Origin of the sequence: Pandoraea sp. PE-S2R-1 (genome assembly GCF_002179865.1) — a bacterium.
Classification (GTDB): domain Bacteria; phylum Pseudomonadota; class Gammaproteobacteria; order Burkholderiales; family Burkholderiaceae; genus Pandoraea.
Genome location: NZ_NGUR01000010.1, coordinates 1 through 18,916 on the forward strand (window position 1 = coordinate 1; position 18,916 = coordinate 18,916).

The 18,916-nt window shown below is 57.5% G+C and carries 25 protein-coding genes; 5 read left to right on the forward strand and 20 right to left on the reverse strand.

Features of this window, described 5'->3' with window-relative positions:
• Positions 1-1,698 (forward strand): autotransporter outer membrane beta-barrel domain-containing protein (locus CDV44_RS10430; RefSeq protein ID WP_170935945.1); only part of this gene is annotated, 1,698 nt, incomplete at its 5' end.
• Positions 1,699-2,084: 386 nt separating this feature from the next.
• Here the strand turns inward: CDV44_RS10430 and CDV44_RS10435 are convergent.
• The 5 genes from CDV44_RS10435 to CDV44_RS28725 all read right to left on the reverse strand — a co-directional run bounded on the left by CDV44_RS10435 (position 2,085) and on the right by CDV44_RS28725 (position 5,068).
• Positions 2,085-2,771, reverse strand: a complete 687-nt coding sequence (locus CDV44_RS10435) for a hypothetical protein (RefSeq protein WP_087688014.1) — start codon at positions 2,769-2,771, stop codon at positions 2,085-2,087.
• Complete coding sequence (locus tag CDV44_RS10440; protein ID WP_087688015.1) at positions 2,768-3,178, reverse strand: RusA family crossover junction endodeoxyribonuclease; 411 nt, start codon at positions 3,176-3,178, stop codon at positions 2,768-2,770. Before CDV44_RS10440 ends, CDV44_RS10435 begins: the two co-directional genes overlap by 4 nt.
• A 708-nt stretch (positions 3,179-3,886) precedes the next feature.
• Complete coding sequence (locus tag CDV44_RS10445; protein ID WP_141118710.1) at positions 3,887-4,429, reverse strand: hypothetical protein; 543 nt, start codon at positions 4,427-4,429, stop codon at positions 3,887-3,889.
• Positions 4,393-4,872 (reverse strand): type II toxin-antitoxin system HicB family antitoxin, encoded by a 480-nt coding sequence (locus CDV44_RS10450; RefSeq protein ID WP_087688017.1) that lies wholly within the window; start codon positions 4,870-4,872, stop codon positions 4,393-4,395. The genes CDV44_RS10445 and CDV44_RS10450 overlap by 37 nt, the downstream gene beginning before the upstream one ends.
• Positions 4,865-5,068 carry a type II toxin-antitoxin system HicA family toxin gene (locus CDV44_RS28725; RefSeq protein ID WP_371328763.1) on the reverse strand — a complete coding sequence of 68 codons (204 nt, stop codon included), beginning with the start codon at positions 5,066-5,068 and terminating at the stop codon, positions 4,865-4,867. Before CDV44_RS28725 ends, CDV44_RS10450 begins: the two co-directional genes overlap by 8 nt.
• A 311-nt stretch (positions 5,069-5,379) precedes the next feature.
• Between CDV44_RS28725 and CDV44_RS10460 the strand changes: the two genes are divergently transcribed.
• From CDV44_RS10460 to CDV44_RS10475, 3 genes are all read left to right on the forward strand, one after another.
• Positions 5,380-5,637, forward strand: coding sequence for a hypothetical protein (locus CDV44_RS10460; RefSeq protein ID WP_087688019.1), 258 nt, complete (start codon positions 5,380-5,382; stop codon positions 5,635-5,637).
• A 538-nt stretch (positions 5,638-6,175) separates the two neighbouring features.
• On the forward strand, positions 6,176-8,113 hold the full coding sequence (locus tag CDV44_RS27775; protein ID WP_141118711.1) for a DUF4157 domain-containing protein: 1,938 nt from the start codon (positions 6,176-6,178) through the stop codon (positions 8,111-8,113).
• Positions 8,114-8,425: 312 nt separating this feature from the next.
• Positions 8,426-9,109, forward strand: a complete 684-nt coding sequence (locus CDV44_RS10475; RefSeq protein ID WP_087688021.1) for a hypothetical protein — start codon at positions 8,426-8,428, stop codon at positions 9,107-9,109.
• Between the two features lie 94 nt (positions 9,110-9,203).
• Here CDV44_RS10475 and CDV44_RS10480 read toward each other — a convergent pair whose 3' ends face one another.
• From CDV44_RS10480 to CDV44_RS10545, 13 genes are all read right to left on the reverse strand, one after another.
• Positions 9,204-9,566 carry a DUF1353 domain-containing protein gene (locus CDV44_RS10480; RefSeq protein WP_087688022.1) on the reverse strand — a complete coding sequence of 121 codons (363 nt, stop codon included), beginning with the start codon at positions 9,564-9,566 and terminating at the stop codon, positions 9,204-9,206.
• Entirely contained in the window at positions 9,563-9,988 is a 426-nt protein-coding gene (locus CDV44_RS10485; protein ID WP_087688023.1) for a hypothetical protein, read from the reverse strand. Before CDV44_RS10485 ends, CDV44_RS10480 begins: the two co-directional genes overlap by 4 nt.
• Before the next feature lie 10 nt (positions 9,989-9,998).
• Complete coding sequence (locus CDV44_RS10490) at positions 9,999-10,313, reverse strand: hypothetical protein (protein WP_087688024.1); 315 nt, start codon at positions 10,311-10,313, stop codon at positions 9,999-10,001.
• Positions 10,310-10,501, reverse strand: coding sequence for a hypothetical protein (locus CDV44_RS10495; protein WP_087688025.1), 192 nt, complete (start codon positions 10,499-10,501; stop codon positions 10,310-10,312). The genes CDV44_RS10490 and CDV44_RS10495 overlap by 4 nt, the downstream gene beginning before the upstream one ends.
• A complete protein-coding gene (locus tag CDV44_RS10500) occupies positions 10,498-11,013 on the reverse strand; it encodes a hypothetical protein (RefSeq protein ID WP_087688026.1) in 516 nt (171 codons plus the stop codon). The genes CDV44_RS10495 and CDV44_RS10500 overlap by 4 nt, the downstream gene beginning before the upstream one ends.
• Before the next feature lie 55 nt (positions 11,014-11,068).
• Positions 11,069-11,362: a holin gene (locus CDV44_RS10505; protein WP_087688027.1), complete on the reverse strand. Its 294-nt coding sequence runs from the start codon at positions 11,360-11,362 to the stop codon at positions 11,069-11,071.
• Positions 11,363-11,376: 14 nt separating this feature from the next.
• Positions 11,377-11,907 (reverse strand): glycoside hydrolase family 104 protein, encoded by a 531-nt coding sequence (locus CDV44_RS10510; RefSeq protein ID WP_087688028.1) that lies wholly within the window; start codon positions 11,905-11,907, stop codon positions 11,377-11,379.
• 316 nt (positions 11,908-12,223) lie between these two features.
• On the reverse strand, positions 12,224-13,306 hold the full coding sequence (locus tag CDV44_RS10520) for a hypothetical protein (protein ID WP_170935946.1): 1,083 nt from the start codon (positions 13,304-13,306) through the stop codon (positions 12,224-12,226).
• Positions 13,212-13,808: a YmfQ family protein gene (locus tag CDV44_RS10525; protein ID WP_087688031.1), complete on the reverse strand. Its 597-nt coding sequence runs from the start codon at positions 13,806-13,808 to the stop codon at positions 13,212-13,214. The genes CDV44_RS10520 and CDV44_RS10525 overlap by 95 nt, the downstream gene beginning before the upstream one ends.
• 8 nt (positions 13,809-13,816) lie before the next feature.
• Positions 13,817-14,929: a baseplate J/gp47 family protein gene (locus tag CDV44_RS10530; RefSeq protein ID WP_087688032.1), complete on the reverse strand. Its 1,113-nt coding sequence runs from the start codon at positions 14,927-14,929 to the stop codon at positions 13,817-13,819.
• A complete protein-coding gene (locus CDV44_RS10535; protein WP_087688033.1) occupies positions 14,929-15,372 on the reverse strand; it encodes a phage GP46 family protein in 444 nt (147 codons plus the stop codon). Before CDV44_RS10535 ends, CDV44_RS10530 begins: the two co-directional genes overlap by 1 nt.
• Before the next feature lie 58 nt (positions 15,373-15,430).
• Positions 15,431-16,045 carry a phage baseplate assembly protein V gene (locus CDV44_RS10540; RefSeq protein ID WP_087688034.1) on the reverse strand — a complete coding sequence of 205 codons (615 nt, stop codon included), beginning with the start codon at positions 16,043-16,045 and terminating at the stop codon, positions 15,431-15,433.
• A gap of 6 nt (positions 16,046-16,051) precedes the next feature.
• On the reverse strand, positions 16,052-17,152 hold the full coding sequence (locus CDV44_RS10545) for a phage baseplate assembly protein (protein WP_249277501.1): 1,101 nt from the start codon (positions 17,150-17,152) through the stop codon (positions 16,052-16,054).
• Between CDV44_RS10545 and CDV44_RS10550 the strand changes: the two genes are divergently transcribed.
• The gene (locus CDV44_RS10550) at positions 17,151-17,654 is read left to right on the forward strand and encodes a hypothetical protein (protein ID WP_087688036.1); all 504 of its coding nucleotides are present in this window, start codon (positions 17,151-17,153) and stop codon (positions 17,652-17,654) included. The genes CDV44_RS10545 and CDV44_RS10550 overlap by 2 nt on opposite strands.
• 83 nt (positions 17,655-17,737) lie before the next feature.
• On the opposite strand, the gene CDV44_RS10555 is transcribed toward CDV44_RS10550, so the two are convergent.
• Both CDV44_RS10555 and CDV44_RS10560 read right to left on the reverse strand, forming a co-directional pair.
• Positions 17,738-18,160, reverse strand: a complete 423-nt coding sequence (locus tag CDV44_RS10555; protein ID WP_087688037.1) for a hypothetical protein — start codon at positions 18,158-18,160, stop codon at positions 17,738-17,740.
• Positions 18,157-18,912 (reverse strand): hypothetical protein, encoded by a 756-nt coding sequence (locus tag CDV44_RS10560; RefSeq protein ID WP_087688038.1) that lies wholly within the window; start codon positions 18,910-18,912, stop codon positions 18,157-18,159. Before CDV44_RS10560 ends, CDV44_RS10555 begins: the two co-directional genes overlap by 4 nt.
• Between the last annotated feature and the right edge of the window lie 4 nt (positions 18,913-18,916).

Here is an 18,916-nt window from a genome sequence, read left to right on the forward strand (position 1 = left end):
TCGAGCGCAGTCAGTACATTGATTCTTCAGGGCACCGGCACCGCTAGCAACGCGTTCGTGAACTTCGGCACCCTGCTCGCTCAAGGCGACAACTGGACATGGAGTGGCAGCGGCAACTTCAACAACGCCCAGTTGCAGACCGGCACGTTCAACCTCACCGGCACGCTCGGCGGCGCGACGACGACGGTGGCCTCTGGCGCAACCCTTATTGGCACTGGGACGCTCACGGGCAACGTCACAAACCAGGGCACCGTTCACCCAGGGGACGGCAGTGGCAATGGCACGCTGACTATTGTCGGCAACTACACCGGGCAGAACGGCACCCTGAAAGTTGACTCTGTACTTGGCAACGACAGTTCGCGTGTCGCCCCTCTCACTGTGAGCGGCGGCACGATCAACGGCAACACATCGGTTGCCGTCAATAATCTTAGCGGGCTCGGCAACCTGACCACGGGCAACGGAATTCCGGTGGTGCAGGCCGTCAGCGGCGCGACATCGACTGCGTCAGCCTTCGCGCTCGGCTCCTCGGTGAGTGCCGGCGCCTACACCTATTACTTGTATAAGGGTGGCACGACGGCCGACAGCACGAACAGTTGGTATCTCCGCTCGACGGTTGCTGCCCCCGTTGAGGTGACCGTCACAGATCCGGTCACCGGAGAGCCGGAAGTCGAAATCCTGACGCCCACGCCAGGTATCGGAACACCGCCAACCGCGACGCTCCAGCCCGGCGACGACCCGCTCCCCATCTATCGGATCGAGGTGCCCGTCTACTCGATGATGCCGGAGCTAGGCAGAACCGCAGGCTTCGCCCAATTGGCCACATTCCACGAACGGCAGGGCCAGCAGGGATTGCTTGATGAGCGTGGCTGGCTGACCGATGGCTGGGCTCGGGTGTGGGGGCAGACTGAGCAATTGCGTACGAAAGGCGATGTCACCCCTCAGTTTGACGGCAACATTGGCGGCATTCAGATCGGGCACGACTTCTTTGCGAGTCGCAGCGATTCGGGCCACGGCGACCACGTGGGGATTCTCGGCGGGTGGACACGTGCTTCGGGTGATGTTCAGGGTCTCGCACTCGGTATGCCTGATACGCACGCCGGATCTCTCGGGCTGGACATGTACAGCGCTGGTCTCTACTGGACTCACGTCATGCCCAGCGGTGCTTACACGGACGCTATCTTCTTGGCATCGTCGATGCAATATCAGGCAAAGCCATTGAGCGGCCTCAACCGGAACGTCAACGGCAAGGGCCTGGCCGCGTCGCTGGAGACGGGGTGGCCGATTCACCTATCGGAGACGTTAGCGCTCGAGCCACAGGCGCAGATCATCTGGCAAAGACAGAGTATTGACGATTTCAACGATGGAATTTCCACCGTAGCGTTCAACAACGTCAACAGTCTGATGGCGCGTATTGGCGCGAGACTGGAAGCTAACTACGACGGCGCGCGCGGGCTGCTCCGCCCTTACCTACTCTTCAATCTCATCCACAGCTTCGGTAACGATGGTCGCGTTCTGTTTGGAGGCAATACTCCGGTGGTGACCAACTCCAACAGCACAGCCGCCCAGTTCGGCATCGGCGTCGCCGGCCGCTTCAACAAAGCAGCGAGCGTATATGCCACGCTCGCCTACTTGACCCAGCTTGACGCAACGCGACAGCAGTCGGTGTCTGCCACGCTTGGTCTGCGCTGGACATGGTGACCCATCGTTCGATGACTCCATAGACGGAGGAGCCGGCGGTGCTGCCGCCAGTATCGAAGGTCGGTGGGCACAGGCATTGGTTCGACGCCGACGAATCGAGGGAGGCGAAAAGGGAAGTTGAGAATGCAAGATAGCCCGCGCAAGCGGGCTATCTCATTTGGCGGAGAGGACGGGACTCGAACCCCAGCACAATCCTTATACATTGGGGCTTTCAGGCGATACACTGGCACAATGCTGGCAGTCCGCACCCATGCTCCTGGCAATGGCTGCTTTCGGCAGTAATCGACGTCTCAGTTCGGTGGCCCAAACGACGCCTTTATATTACGGAGCATGCATTCGCATGCTCCCATGGGCATTAGTCGCGCACCGTCTGCCCGTATTGGTTACTAGTCGTCCAACGTTTCATAATCGGCTCCTTCCTTCGTCCATTCCCGGATGAGCCCCGCTACGGCGCGAAGAAATGATTCCGCTAACGGGACATCCGGTGGAGTACCGAAGCCATGCGTAATACCGTTTCTCATAGTCAAAAATTTTTTGGCTATCTGAAAGTCATCGACGGCAATGTAACCAGCGGTGTAGAGTTGGTTCATCAACTTTGTAGCGGGTAGTCTTTCGATAGGCATTGCCGTCGTGATAGCGAGCTTACGCATTGCAGCCTCAAAGACAGACCATAAGTACAGGATTGCGGGTTCAGCATTCCCATTGTCGATCAACAATCGGATCGTTCCGAGTTTCGCCTCCAGCTCCCCCCAACCCACAGTCTCCTGCAACGAGACGGGTACATTCAAGTCATCGACCGTAACAAGGACAAATCTCCACCCGTCATGCTGCTGAACTGTGTGGGCGAGCGACTGGTACCGCTCAATGGACGTCCTTGCGTTGACCGTCTTAACTTCAACGATGAGACCACCATCACGTTTGCGAGCGACAAGGTCGGGGACGTAGTTGCCGAGATCGAAGGGAATATCCTGCCTCCGGGGCTCGATCAGCACAGCATAGCCGTCGCGTTCGAACCGTTCCTTAAGCTCTTGGATCTTCGCTTCATGTGCCGAGTGGTTGCTCTGCGTCGTCATAGATAGTCCTTCAATTCAGAAGCATGCGACACGCGGACGTAGACGCACTCATCGGCGTTCGCAACACCTGCCTGCAACAGCGGCGGCAAATCGGTCACGTCGATCGGGTCAGACAGGAACCGACGATGGCAATCAACATCACATACAGCGACGTCATCTTCGTACACCATACCGACCAGGGCGTCCTGAATCGGCTTAATGATGTTGTCTACGTCAGCAGCATCATCCGCAGCTAAGTACACTAACGTCACCCGCAACTCACCAGCAAACGGTTGCGTATCCGCTGGCCAAATTTTGGCGGCCTCTGCGTTCACAAAGGCCTTCCAAGTCTGTAGGTTTTTTCTCTTCCTAGTCTGCAAAGATACTGGCCGCTGAGGTATCACGAATTCAAAGATTCTGTTCGGCATATTGCCCCCCCCAAGCCAAAACTATGCCACAAAGTTTGTCGGATCCGAAGTGGGCAACTACGGGATCAGCGTCACGGAGCAGCTGCATTGCTGCGCAGTTGGTCGCTCGGGAAATCCGATTCAAGGACGGCAACGGGCAGGAATCAGTCATTGGACGGACGGTGATGCTCCTTCGACCCGAAGTAGCGTACCGGCATGGGGCGCAGGTGGTCGGAGGTTCAAATCCTCTCGCCCCGACCAGAATTGAACCCGCACAGTCATTGGTTGTGCGGTTTTTTTCGTTTGAGTCAATCTGTTGATTCGCACAGCGTAATATTAGGTGACTGTCTAATATTCACTGACGCTTGTCGGGGACGATTCAGGATGTCGACTTGGGCTGCGGAGCTGCGCTCATAGAAGCGGCATCTGGAAGTGTGATGAACGACCTTGCCTTATCCATCCATCGATCGAGCGCCAAGTCAATCGACATAGTCGGCCGGTTAGATGGTCGCGACCAATCGCTTTTCGCTTCCCGGTTTGTGGATGTAGTTCATCAGCGGGCGGTGTTGCGCATTGAACGTATTCAACCCGAGTAAAAAGCACCGGCTATCTCGCAGTTGCACGTCTCATCCAGCGTCGAAGCATATGTATGACAGACTACACTACCTCGACCACCGTAAACCAATCACTCTCCGCAATCCAGTTGACCAAGAGCGGAGAGGATTTAGATCACTCCTTCGCCGGCGCAACGCGGCGCTTAGACTGGGGCTTCTTTTCGGCCATCTTTTCTGGAGACCTCTTAACCCTCTGAGGAAGATTTGATACGCGGAGGCCAAGCGCTGGATCGACGCCGACATATCCCATTTCATGGGCAATGCTACGAACTTTCGGAACGAATACAGGATACGCTTGCAGCGCCGCATACTGCATGAAGCCGGCAAGTTGCTCATCCTCGATCCAACCGCTCGACTCTGCTTCGAATAGGAACTCGGCGCACACACTAATAGAGAAATGCGGTTTCTTATCGCCACTTCCCTTGCCGAATCCATCTAGTGAATATGTGAACTGAACAGCCGCATATTCACCAGGGTCGTTCTTCTCCGGAATAACATTTCCAATTGACTCGAGCCTACTGTGGGAGGTCCCGCCTCTGGAACCGTCATCAGCGGGCTCGGCAAAGCTCTCAGCCTTGATGCTCTTGATCCGATAATCCACCAAACGAAAATCGGTCAAATTCAGTGCCGCGTTACTTTTGGTGCCTCGTTCGACCATTTTGTGACTGCTCTGTATGAGAATGATTCTTCCGACTCGAACATCCCATGTTCGGAATGCGTATGTCGATGCTCGTGCTGGTGAATGGTAACCATTCGCGCCCCAGACACCTCATTGGCGATCGCTTCCCCTACGAATTCATTCAATGAAACGCCGCGACGAGCAGCCGCGATCTGCGCAGCACGATGCGTTGCCGGAGGGATCCGCACATTGAATCCACCACTACACGGTTTATCTGGCTCTACGTCGTTTTCGGCACAAGTATCAAGATAAAAATCCACCGCTTCGACGAACGCCTTCCTCAGTTCACCGAGAGTCTGTCCTTCATACGTTACAAGATCATTGATGAACAAAATCTTGCCATGAAGAACATCGTCCTCAAGACTTGTGTCGATTGAGCCAACATACCCTTTGTGGTCTAGAACTTTTGCTTTTTCAGTCATTATCGCCCCCGTCACTCAGCAAACCGAATTCACGTAGCTTCTCCACTACGTCTCGGATACTGTAGACCTTCACAATCGAACCTGGATGGGGTTTGTGAAGAAAAATTTTTCGCCCAGTCTCATCAAAGAACGTTCGATACGACCCGCCCTTGGCCGCCTTCTCTGTGAACCCTAGGCCTTCCAGAAGAGTGACCATCTCATCCCAGGAAAAATCCGACGGAATTTGGACCACTCGTGCACGAAGCTTCTTTAGCTTGGACACTAACTATATCCATTAAGTATAGGAAGTGCAACTGGATATTAGTTGCAAACCGTCGACGCAGCGCATTACTCACATTCCCCGTGCTTGCATGACGATGACGTTTCGCGTCATAAACGCACATATGACGCATAGTTTGAGCATTATATAGCGTCATATACAGTAATCACTCACCCGCGGTGTTGCTGTGTTTTTATACAGTATTTATGCTAATTTACCTCCCTCACCAGCACCTGAGGGGGGTCGCCATGCGAGATCCTCACATCACCAGATTCATCGTCGTCCCGTTCCGCAAAGGTGCTGGCGGCGATCTGCTGCCCATCGAGGTGCGACCTGCAAGCACGAGCTTCGGGGCCGTGCGCGTGGCCCACTCGATGCGCGAGCGTCACGCCGGCGTTGCCGCGTACGAAGTGCAGATGGATCCTGAGACCGGCGCAATGGATTCGCCCAAGGTGCTGTTTCAGCACGGCCGAATTCCGGCGATCGACGAGCATGCGGCAGCGTAGCTGAGCCCGTTATACCTCTCAATCCCCGTCCGTCAGAGCTGACCATCGACCAGCTCCGCAGCCTCTGGCTGACCAACAAAGATCCAGACGTCCGACCTGCGCTCGAAGAAGTCGCGTTCCGCCGACGCGAAGCTCAGCGAAAAGACAAGGTACTGCGGGAAGTGGAGACGCTTTACGTGGTGATCCACCAAGCGTGGCGGGAGGAAGTTGGAAGCACCCTGATCGCGCTCGAATGTCTGAAGTCGTAGCTTGGGCAGCACCGTGAGGCGAAAGGAGAGTCACCACGCATTCCTGGGGCACCACTTCGGAGATAGACTGAACCCGTTGACAACCACCCTGCCTCTCGTCCCCGGACACCACCACAAATGGCAAGAAGCAGACGCCCCGCCATCCGCATAGGACTTTAGTCCAATGCGCTCCCAACAGAATTGCCGCACCTTCCCTTTGTTCGAAAGCCGAAACAATCAGTTTGGCCGCGTAAGGCACAATAGTCTAACGAACACGGGAGACAGCGCACCTCACCGACGGAGGCCATTTGATGAAGTCACCGCTCCAAGCAAGAGATGATTCTGATGCCATCCAAATGGCAACAGCACGGCCGGTCACAGAGAGGTCGAGACTGGTAGACAACCGTCCAACGGCATTGGCGCAACGCCAATTAGCCGAGATGATGAATAGCAGTCCGCGGACAGTGGCCCAGCGTATTGAAGTGGACGCACTCACCGGCGGGAACGCGCGACTGCCAGAAGGCAGCGCGGTTGCTGGGGCGCTATCACCCCAGCAACCTGAAGAAAAAGCTGACAATACCGGCTTGCCCCATCAGTTGAAGGCGGGAATAGAGTCGCTCTCGGCCATGAGCATGGATCACGTAACGGTGCACTATAACTCGGGTAAGCCGGCGCAGTTGCAGGCGCATGCCTATGCCTATGCCGAAGGTAGTGAAATTCATCTTGGGGCGGGCCAAGAGAGGCATTTGCCGCATGAGGCCTGGCACGTGGAGCAACAGGCGCAGGGGCGTGTCCGACCAACGCTGCAATTACGCGACGCTGTGTCGATAAATGACGATGAGACGCTCGAACGGGAAGCCGATGTGATGGGAGCGCGCGCTGCAGCGTATGGCGGGGTCCCGCACGCCGCCCCGGTGGCGCAACCGGCCATGATCCCATCCGGACCAGTCCAGCGCGTGACGACGGTCGGCGCACAGGCTCGCACGCCGCATGCGCTGATCGGCGCGGCCACCATGTCGGATCAGGCACCCGTCGCCACCGCGGCCAACGGCGACCGCGGCGTGATTATCGAAGTGATGGAAGGCGTCCGCGCTTCGGCCATCGCCAAGATCGACAGCATCGCCAATTCCGCCACTGCGACGGATAACCGCGCCATTATGATCGGTTTGAACAGGCCCGCTGCGGCCGGCGATGTTGCCCCGCTCCCAAACTCCAACTTCGTCAGACCCGGCGCTGTTCTCGCGTCATATGCAGACCTGGTGGCAGATGCCACGGCTGTCGCGACCCATGCCGAGACGCGTGGGGTGCAAGGCGGCTGCTTCCCGACGGTGTTCAGCAATACCGCGCCGGGCGGCGGCTATACCTTCCCGTTTCTTGAAATGCGTGCCAACGTGACCCTCCATCCCGGCACCGAGCATCTGATCAGCCGCCTGCGCGATGCAACCGCCATCTCTCCCGTCATGCGCAGCATGGACGCCGACGTGACCGCCGATCCGCTGCTCGCCACGCCCGTGTCGGCGATGGGACTGGACGCGCGTAAAGCGATCGCTGATCTGGGTCGCGTGACGTACGAGGAACGCGAGGTGGAGGGACCCAACGGACCGGAAAGCAGTGCACCGGATATGGCGTCCAAGGGCGCCGATGTCGTCAGCGGCGGCTATCTCTGGGATACGACGCCGCGGGACGCAGCCTTCTGGGGCGATGGATTTGCCGACCATGGAGGCGACTGGAACCGCAAGCTGACGAGATGTCTTGAGGCGATCAACGAAGGCGAACACCAGGTACGCCGGCGCTACAACGCGATTGCGCCCAAGGCCGTCTATTGGCCTGAACCGAATACCTACATGGACTCCGTGGCACGCACGGCAGGCGCGCGTGTTGCGCTGGAACGGGGCGTGAACTCTGGCAGAGATGCACAGCAGCGAGAGTCGACCTACTACGTCCAGGAGATCAGCAACATGGCCGGCCGCTACCTGCCGGAGCTGCAGACGACCAAGCCCTTGAAGGGGTATTTCACCGCCTTGCGCGACCTGATCAAGCAATCCTCCGTACGCCGGGTGACCTACGGCGAGGTCGATACGGTCGTGCGCAGTGTCCGCCAAACCCATCTGAGCGAGTCGCACTTGGGAGACATCGGCCGTTGGAACAATGGCGCGCAGAGCGTCATAGACAGTACTAACGCGCTGGACGCCGTTCGCGGAAACGTGCGGGGCGCGGTGGTGCGGTCGATCTTGGACGAACTGCGCTGATGGCGTCGGTTCGGCGCCGTATCGGCCAACTCCCCAAGCGCGGCGGCGCCAGGGGTTTATCGGCGGGTCCGCCCGGACGCGTGCAGGGCAATGATCAGTCGGCAGCATCAGGCAGCGGACACACCTCCGCGGGGCTATCCGACAGCCCAAACCCACCCATAAGTCGTTTACACATGGACGGCCCCGCTCTGCTGAAGCGGGCTCCGAAGATGAGTGATATCCGCTACGGTACGGATTGGGATGAGTGGTGGGAGAAGCCGATGGGATCGCGATAGCTACTCATTGATGCACGGCTACTGAAATCAAATGTGAATGATCTCTGCTACGATCGCGGAGTCGAATCCAACACTTAAAATCATGCCATTTCAGATTGACCCATTCGGTCCACTTGGTATTGGTGTAACGCTTGCAATTGCTGCATGGCAATTCATTGAAGCTCGCATCGCGAAGAAGGAGACGCGCAAAGCAACTGAGGAGCTTCAGAGAATGAATCAAGAGGCTCACAAAAGGTTACTGGAGCTACCAGGCGCGTTGATTCGTGGGATCGGGGAAGTTGTTAGGCGCGCGCCGGATGTATACGGAAGTACAGGGGAATGGGCCACGCCTGGATCGCTCGACGGAAATAGTTCGTGGATACAGTCTCGATACGCCGACATTAACAACGATGGAACGGACGAATTGCTAATTGAAGTGATATCCGGCCCCCATTCCACGGCCCTTCTTGTATTCAAGTGCGAACCATGGGAATTCAAACAAATCGCCGAGCTTTACTGCACAACGGGGCATGGCTTTGACGTTACTATCAGCGATGAAGGCAAGAATCAAGTTGAAACGGTCGAGGTGTCAAAAAGGGCCGACCTTCCCTATGTGATGGGTTTCCGAGACCGAGTCACTTATATGCTGAAAGACAATCAGTTTGTCGAAACCGGTCGTGTCGAAGGTTGGGATGACGCTGACCTTAGACTAGTTAGGGAAGAGGAAAACAAACTCTTTTAAGCTTATTCAATTGCCCAGTCGCCAACGGAGGCTTCTCGATCCCATCGTTTGCATCTTTGAAGCCCTCGCACCAGAGCCAAAAGCGCAGCATCATTCACTCCCAATGCGTTGAACCTCCAATCCTGACTCCCCAGTACATCAACCAGCGGCGCCATACCGGTACGCATGTAACGGCCGACGCCTCACGAAGCACTCGGTCCGCGATCGAACGCGGCACCGGTTGCGTCATGTAGAGCCAATCATGCACGGCAGCCGCCTCGTTCGACGTGCCGCCGGCCAGCAGATAGGCAATCGGTACGCGCGGCACCGACGCAAAATCAGTGACAAACCCGCGCGGCACGACGAACGTCTGCCCGGCCACATCGGACTGGTAAATCAATGCGCGCACGAGCCGCCATCGGCCATCGTCGCAGCCGGTGGCGTTCTCGATGACCAGCCTTGTCAGGAACCGGCTCATTTTGCCGCGGCGGTCGGTTGATCCGATGGCCAGGCGGCGATCGCGGCCGCCAGCATGATCTGCGCAGTGGTCACGCCCATTACGATGCGATCCTGATCTTGCAACGACAGCTGCGACGCCTTCGCCACGGTGATGATCGCGGGCAGCCCCGCGCTCGCGAGCGTCTGAAGGTTGACGGCATCGACCGTCGAACCGGCCGCGCAGACCGCCGAGACGACCGGCTGGGCATCGGCGAGCGCGTGCAGCGCAGCGTCACTCATGCCGCTGACCTGCTGCAACGAGGTGATGGCGACCTCAACCGGCGGGCACACTCGTGCAGCTACCTGCGCCGGCGTGGGCGCCGACTGGGGCGTCGTCGAGCATGCGGCGAGGACGAACGAAAGCACGGCCGCGCACGCGGCCACAATGACAAAACGCTTCATGGTGGGATCCTTACGGTGTGGTGAGCTTGATGGCGGCGGCTGCCGCGCTGGTGACTGCTGATGAGATGCTGGAAGCGATGCCTCCGCCTGCGGTGATCGGCGCGCTGGCCGATACGCCTGTTTCGGCAAAATCGAGGGTGAAGCCCTCGGTGGTATTGGTCACGCGCACGGTGACTGCACCGACGTCCTTGCTGCTCCACACGGATGCTTGGCAGCAGATCAACCGGCCGGCCGAGTCATAGAACGGCCGCGCTTCGTAGCGCGCGGTGCCCGCGCACGCCGCCAACCAGATGCTGGCGACGCAAGCGAACGCGGCGCGAATCACCGTGGCGAGCCTGGGTCGGACGGCGGGGCCTGAGTCTTCGCTGCTGCCACATGGACGACGCCGAGGGCGGTCAACGCAGCACTGATCGCTGCAATGAAGCCCTCGACGGGGGTCTTCCCCATCCAAGCAAACAAGCCCCAGAGGGCGAGCAGCGCGCCGTAACAAACCACTTTCATGCGAGTGTTCATTTCGTTGTGTCCTTCTCGTGGTGATGGATGATCTCGTCCGGCGTGAACTTGTAGCCATCGACGGCATACTTCTGTGCCACCCAAAGCGGGAACGGCATCGCGTGGATGCCCTCCCCCTTTCCGATGTGGTGGTCCTTACAGAGCAGCATCCCGTTGACCGTCATGTCGTCGACGAAGCGGTACGGGTCGAGTGGCTGTGCGGCCAGAAAGCCGTCCCAGTCGAATGCGCTGGCCCGCTCACCCCAGACGCCGGAACGGCAGTCCTCGGTGAAGCGCGGCCAGTCGATCAGGTTCGCGGTGCTGCGCTCAATCGGGTGGTGATGGGCTTCGAGCGGATGGCCGACGTCTTGCTCGGCACCGCCGCAAACGAAACACCGGCCGCCCTCGCGCTCGATGAGCGCCAAGCGCGTGCGCGTGAACAGCGGCGTGGTGGTGCGCTGCTCGTGGCCCGGAAGCAGCACGTCGACGGTTAGCGTTTCGCGCTCTTCATGGGTGTCGGTTACGGCAGACATAGGTCCTCCAGAAACGAAAAAGCCGCCCGAAGGCGGCCAGCGGCGCAGTGAATCATCAGTGTCGGTCCCCCATGAAATGTCGCCCTTTTCGCTTGAGTACCCCTTCGATGAACTGGGCGCCAACGACACCGAGCGCACTGCCGATCCCGTACAACGCCAACGGCGGAATGTCCGGAATCTGGATCAACACCACACCAGCGATCATTGACGCGCCAGCCCCCAAGATCGAGCGACCGACCATCAAACGGATCGTCAGCACCTCGTCACTGACCAGCAATTTCCCGAGTCCCATGAGAGCCCCCAACAGAGCCAGTCCTGCAAAACCCCACAGCGTTTTTTCGTCGCCCATCGATCCCCCCGGATTTAGGCTGTTGTGACACCGCCCGCGCGCCGGTAGGCATCGAGCAGCGAGTCGAGTGCGTTTTCGTGTTGGCCGTAGCCGGCACCAGGCAGGCTGGCCCAACGACTGCGGCATTTGTTGAGAGCTGACGCGATACGCCCTGCGGAAATGTCAGCTACCGCACCGCATTCTCGAATAAGGCGCAGTGCTATGAGGTCTTGATTGATCGGCGAGAAATCACGCAGTTGGAGCAGTGGACGGTAGGAATCAAAAATCCACTGCATTTCCTGGTAGCGCCCCGCCGCCGTCGACTGCAACGGCTTGCCGTTGATGATCCGAGGCGCACCAGTCTTATCCCGGATCGTGACGACGATTCGCGGATGGTCCTGATAGCTGGTGAACAGCGTCGGGCGCTGCGGTGTGCCACCGACGATGACGTTGTAGCCGTCGTCGGAATTGGCGAGCCCGATCGCCGTATGTTCGCTGATCGCAAGCGTGTCGAGAAACGCGAGCACGTTCCTACCGCCCGCTGTGGCAGCATCAATTCGAGGCATGTTGTTCCTGAAGAAAGTGCCCGAATGGGCTATGGACTATTCGCCGCTGTGCGACGTCAGTGCGGGAAGCGGGCTCAGGGGCGTTGCTGCCGTGCCAACTTCACGAAGGACAGTTCTGTTTCATGCCCCAGGTGCGGGCAGTTGGCTCTGCCGCGTCGCGTCGAGGTACCCGTACCACGCGGCATATGCCTCGTTCTTGGTGTCTGTCTCAATGAACCCGGGCCAAATGCTTTCGTCTTGCGGGCACGGCGAATAGTCAGTCAACTCGCCCGCGCCGTTGACGCGAATGAAAATCGTCGTTGCGGTCATAGCTTCCTCAGAATGTGTAGCCCGTCGATGTCACCTGAAACGTCGGCACGCCGGCGCTCGAACTCGTCTTGACGTAGAGCGAGCCCGCCGTAACGATGTCGAGACCCATCATGATGGTGAGTGTGTTGTTCGCCTGAACGAGAAACGAACCGTTCCCTTGCTCGCCGGTGCCGTTGGCATCGGCTGCCACTTGAAGCGAAATGGTCACGTTCGCCGTGTTGTTGGCGATGATCAAGCCGCCGTAAAGCGTCTTCGCGTTGAGCGGGATATTGCCGGCCGTCGAGAACGACGTGTAAGACCCGTTACTCGTCGATGTACTGAAAATGACCTTGGTGGGAAAACTAACGCGACGGTCTCGCATCGATCCGACGACGAATCGCCCTAGCGAATCCGTACCCCACACGACTACGAGCGCAGAAACCGTGTAGCCAGCCGGCGGTGCCGCCCCGGCGTAAATTTCTGGCGCGATACCAGATGTTGTGTTGACAATCCGCCGGATAACGGCGCCGGTCGTTGGATTGGCCAACTTGTACAGCGCTACGGCACCGGACACCGGCGCGCTTCCGGCATCCATATCAGTCCCGAGGTTGAACGCATCGGACGCGTTCGCCACGCAATAACGCAGGCCACCAAGCACAGATTCGAGAATCACCTCATCCGCCGTGAACGTAGCCGTGGTGGATGGCGCCGAGACCGTCATCTTTGCGTTTCGGGCTTGGCCAACGACGCCGGACACCTGCTTCTGTGCGATGAATTTCACCGCCTGCGCAAGTTGACCGTTGTTTGTTCGATCCAACGTCAATCCACCGGCGAGAATGGTCGTGGCCAACTCTTCCTGAATAGCATTGAATGCATATGAAGGGAAACGCGTCGCCGGAGTGTTGGTTGCCGGATTGCCGTCCGTTGCTTGCCCTGGGGTACCGGTCGCAGGCGCAAGATCGCCGCTACCGACCGGAACGGTATTTGCCGCAATAAGTCGATCCATGTGATTTGCTTCAGGAGTAATTGAATAGAGGAATCGTATGAGCAGGCGCGAACGCCTGAATCTCACACTGAAGTACGTTGTTTCCCCACGAGGAAAACGGTTCACCAAAACCGCTTATCCCGAACGAGAAATATCGAATCGAATACGTCGGCGCATTGACGCGCCATGCAAAAAACCAATCATCGGAGCCAAGCTGCGATCCGAAAGGTGATTGTCCGAAGCGAAAAGGAGCGAACTGATCGACGCTGATCGCATAGCCTAGATTGGCCGCCAGTTGGGTAAAGTACGCGACCGACTGTCCACCCACAGCCGCGAGACGTGCAACGACTTGAGCTCGTCGGGCTTCCACGGTCGGCGATGATCCTGCGCAGGGGTCTGGCAGGCCAAGCGTTGCCTCCCACTCGGGGAGAAGCTCAAACGTGGTGCCTGGAAACGCATCGACCAACAAGTTGTTTGCGCGCGCAGTATTCTGCGCGTACACCGTATTGAGCCCTCGGAATACCTTCGTTTGAACGGCGTCAGGGTCTCTCGGCCAAACTGCTCCCCTTGGCAGCAGGCCTTGGAATGCTTGGAGAAAATCGTCTGGGGTGAGTGAGGGCACCAGCATGGAGGACCTTACGGATAAGTGACCAGGCCGAGTGTCGGCAGTTGGCCGGTCGAGTTGGTAATGTTCCCCGCTGGGCTGGTGATAACGAAGCCACTCGCACCGGGAATCGCTCCGATCGCGGAATTGATATCCGACAGATCGATCGTCTGACCCGGCGCTCCGTTGGCCCTAAACACTCCTATGATCGCCGCTGAAATTGCCGCTTTCGTCGTCGAATCAGCCGCGGAGAGTCCCGTAATCGTGAATGGGATAGCATTCGCAATTGGCGAGCAGACGTACACCAAAGCCGTGACGGGTTGCAGTGGATAAATTGCACTGGCAACGGTCAGTTGGTCCCCCACTGCGACCACTCCTCGCGATGAGTCGCCGGCGGCAACGCCATTCGCCCCTTGCGGGAATCCTCCGTGCCCAGCTTGCGCGTCGTCGAGCATCACGTACACGACCACCGTTCCAGCGCCGAATCCGTTTCGCGTTACCCATGCACGGGTTACCCCGGAAACGCCCAAAGCCCACGTGACGTAGTCCCCGGCTGCCCCACCCTGTGGTGTGGCCTGGTACGCGCTCATCACACGCTCGCTATAGTCATCTTCGATCTCCGCAGCAGCGCCCCCAGTGAAGGCTGCCGCCGCAACACCCCCCGCTTGGACGCCTGGTATTGCGGTGCCGAGAGTAATCACGGTTCCCGCATCACAATTACCGAGCGCGCCGGCTTCATTCGCGAGCAACGTAGCGGTGGCGACACCGTTGGCCTGAGCTGCCGTGTCTCCCTGCGTTGTATAGAGAAAGCCGTCGCCGCGCGCGCAGGCACTTCCCGAAAGGATTACGGCCCCGGGAGTTGCCTGAAAAGACACCGTACCTTTCGCATTCGTCGGTGCCTTCTGATAGGTGTTCCGTAAAGCGCCCCAAGCGGCCAGATACTCGCCCGTGGAAGTGAACGGCACCGCTTGCTTCGAGATGTAATCGATATATCCGTAGTGCAGATGCGCCAAGCCGGCCTGTGCGCGCCCCGTGATCTTGAGGTTAGCGAAGCGGAGCAGCGGGTCAGCCCCGGGCAAGTTAGATGCAACATCAGCAGCAACCTGCTGCTCAAGATCCGTGAGTGTTGGTCGTTGATAGGGCATCAGTCGTTTCCTTGCCAAGCCCAAGTGAACGTGTTCGGCACGATTGCGCCGTCCTGCTTGTAGGCAGTGACCTGGGCACCGAGTTGACCTCGTTTGATCCACGAGACGTTAATATCGAACCGAGCAACGACCTCGTCATCAACCATCCATTGAATGGCTTCGACGATGTAGTCATAGGCGCGCTGCAATGTCTCCTTGGTTTGCTTCTCTCTGAAGATGAGCCACATTCGAGATCCGATCAAGCCGGCAGCGGGATCGTCACCCCACCAACCGCGCGGGTCAGTGGTGCCATCAGGAATGATGTCGTCCAGATCAGCCATTCGATCGGTGAAAAGACTGATCAGAAGCGCCGTGGTGACGTCATTTCCCGTCTCGAGTGCAGCGCCATCAAGAACCCAGTCGCCTCGATTCGCGACCGAGTCCCAAACTGTTGATGTATCCATTCGAGCCAAAACGAAAAAGCCTCCGAAAGGGAGGCTTGTTGATCGAGCAGAGCAATGCTTACTGATGCTGATTTGGTGGGTCACTTGTGACGGTCGACCCACCACCCTGTACCGACTTGACCGGATGGGTATGAGAATTGGATATTTCGCGCATATCCGCCATCGTGTGCGGATTGCTCGCAAAGTTGTCTTGCATGTCGCCGGTCGATATCACCATCGGCGCGTCGAACTCGACGCCTCCGGGTGCCACCACTTTGAACTTGCCAGTGCAGTTCCAAGTCACGTCAGAAGCATCGCTGACCACAACTGGCTGCCCCTTCGCCTCGACAACGATGCCGCCGGCCGCCGTCAGATAGACGGACTTTCCATCTTGGCTGTGCAAGATCGTTTCGCCAGGACTGAGCCCCGTCGGTCGGGACGGTTGATGGCAAGTTCCGATCACGATCCCCTTTGATCGATCTCCCCCAACGAACGCCACCAAGACGTCTGCACCAGTTGGTGGGTTCGAAGAAAAGCCAAATTCGGTGAATCGAGGAAGATCGTCTCTTACCTCACTCGCGCTCAGCTTTACCTGCATGATCTGAATTCCGCCGGTGTCCCGAACAACGGTCACCAATGCGCGGGCAACAACCAATAGGATTCGCTGCGCAAGCCTCTCAAAAATTTCGGTCATGCCAATTCAGCGCCCCCACACGGCGCCTACTAAGTCGCCGTACTGCGGATAGAGCAGGATCGGTTCGGGCTCGAACGCTTCAGGTGGCATCAACGTAAGATTGGCATGCGTACCAGACTCATCAAGGGTGAACGTCACCTCTGCAATTAGATACCGCACAGGCACGGTGCCCGCCTGATCGCCCGAGACCTTCAGACTTGAGATAAGCACGTCCATCAACTTGTTCGGCTCCCACAGGTTGCCGGCCACATCATGCCAGTTGTCAACGGTGAGATGAATGGTCTCGGCACGACCACGTCGGCGCGCGACCTCCCACAAACCGCGCTTCTTGCCCACCTCCCATCCCAGCTCACCACATTCAGCGATGATGACCCGCCGGCGGAAGCGCGGGACATTCGGGTCCTTGGCAATGAAGTGAGGGGCGTTGATGGAGCTCAGATCCTGCATGTTGTTCGTGCCGGTCAGCATCACGACAATTTCGGAAAACCGTCGATCCATTGAGCGCTCTACCGTCGCCGCTTCGAGGTTGATGCCTTCGTGAACACCACTGGCCATCGCCTCGGTACCGGCACGAGCCAAAATGAGACTTCCGTCAGCACCTTCGTAGACGAGCAGCGCACTGTATCGGGCCGTGCGTTCGACGATGTCGAAGGTGCTTTCGCCAGGCAGGATATTGATCTGAGGAATCACCAGCAGGTTCTCGACATCGCACTTGACGTCAACCCTGTATGTTTCGGCTAATTGCGTCGCCATTGAAAAGGCCGTGACGTTGCTCATCTGGTAGTTCGGCCAGACTGCGGCACAGTCCACGAGATCCTGGCAGCGCCCTCGGCCAGTCACTCGTATTTCATGTCCCTCAGCCGATATACTGGGAGTTACACGGTCGATGTACCCGGTAACGACAGGTGCACCGTTCAACTCCAACACACACGGGTCACCAGGTTTTGCAACGATGTCTTGAGCCTGCCCCGGAAAAATCTCGGTCATTTCCAACTCGAAATCGGTTGGACAACGTTCAATCCCTTGTGTAACACGCACGCGCGTCCAGCCCGAGAGATTCAGCCCGTTAATTTGGAGCTTTATCGTTTCTTCCATTGAGATTTCCATGAATATGAAGATCGCCTTTTTGGCTGCGACGCTCGTGACATCGACAGCCTATGCAATGCCAGTCTTTGAGACCGTCAAAGACGATGTCGTCATCTGCAACACCGAAGCACAGTTGCACGAAGCCTCCCAGGCACCGAGCGCGTTGCCGGTTCATAGTTGCCAAAAGGTGAGCAAAGGATTCCGATTTGAAGCGATGAATCGCAATACTTTCTATTCGCCACCGGGCAGCGACGGCAAGCCAGATGCGATGATTTATGGCCGTTTTCTCGCGGCAGATAACGAACGCGCAACTCCAAAGTACTTCAGCGTCATGAAGGCCGATGTCGAGCCGGTACTTGACGCTAAAGGTAACTTCGTAGAGCCCTCATGTGACTACCCCGAAAGCTATGTAACGAGCAAGATCCTTTCCGCTCCAGATGGAAAGCTATATCTGAAGCAAGGCAAGGTGACCATCAAATGTGTGAACGGGGAAATGCAGCAGACCTACCTGCCTCTAAACTGACTTTCTCTCCCATACAAACAAGAAAGGCCACCTAACAAGGTGGCCTTTCATTTCGGTACGGTGCGATGCGGTACGGTGCGAATCTAGGCTTGGTCCTGAGACTTAAGGTCATATGTTTGGCGAGCGCTTGAAACAAACGCAATGGCTTTCTTCGCCTCGGCGACGCAGAAAACTGCATCGCGGTCAAAGTCCTTACCTAAAACGTAGTCCGCTTCCTTACGAAATTGTTTCAACTTGGCGAGTTTTCTTCCGGCCTGCTGAGCATCCGTACGGCCTGGCCTCAAACTCTTCCCCCAAGCTTCCACAGCATTAACTACGGACTTATGACTTTCGCCTTTGTAGGAAGATTCGTCGGGCGGCGCGAACTCGTCAGGAAGCATCTCGACACAAGCATGGAATGCGCCGTAGTATGACCGCGAAACAGACGACCGCAAAGAGTGCTCGCCCAGTGACGTCGCCAACAAGTGCTCCGCTACTTGAATGATTTCATCGTAGTTTGAACTCATTGGGCGGCCGCCTCTAGTCCGACCACAATGCTACTCAACTGAGGATGCTCAATGCTGTCAAACAGCACCGGCGTGAACTCTTCGTCTAGCTCGCGTGCACGAACTTCGCTAGTGCGAACTACTACGTCGACATACAAGCAACCGTCTCCATCAGAAACATCGAGAGCTTGTTTGAATCCCACGGCTCGTACATTTTTCGAAGCAAGGAATGAAAGCGCACAATCGATCGTACGTCGAACCGTCTCAAGGTCAACCCCAAGCTTCTCTATGCCTTCGATCATCTTCATGTCTTCCCGCATATCATCGCCAAGGCTAGGAGTTCGCTGTGCCAGCTTTTCGCAAAGCTCGCGCGCTACATCAAATTCAAACACCGAGAAATTAAGAACGATCGCGGATCGCAGCAACGCTAGGTTTTCAGGCTCCCGGCCCGACGCTAATAGAAATTGATTTGCCGCCTGACGATATCGATTGATATCCCCGAGCGCACGGGCATAGTTGCTTTGAACGGTAGTTGAGCCGCCCATCGCCAACGCGCGCTCGAAGTTGCTTTGTACCCCAACATCGTCCCAACGAAACGATGCGACCACTCCAAGCAACTGAAGTGCTCCGATAGGATCTTCGTCGAAGGACGCTTTTGCATCGCGCTCGCAACGAGCAAGCGTAAATTCGTCGGCCTCGATTCGGGCGTGTGCAATGTCGCCCAGTTCCGCAAACGCCGCTCTTGCTTTGGAGAGCGGAATCGGATTTGCCATAAGT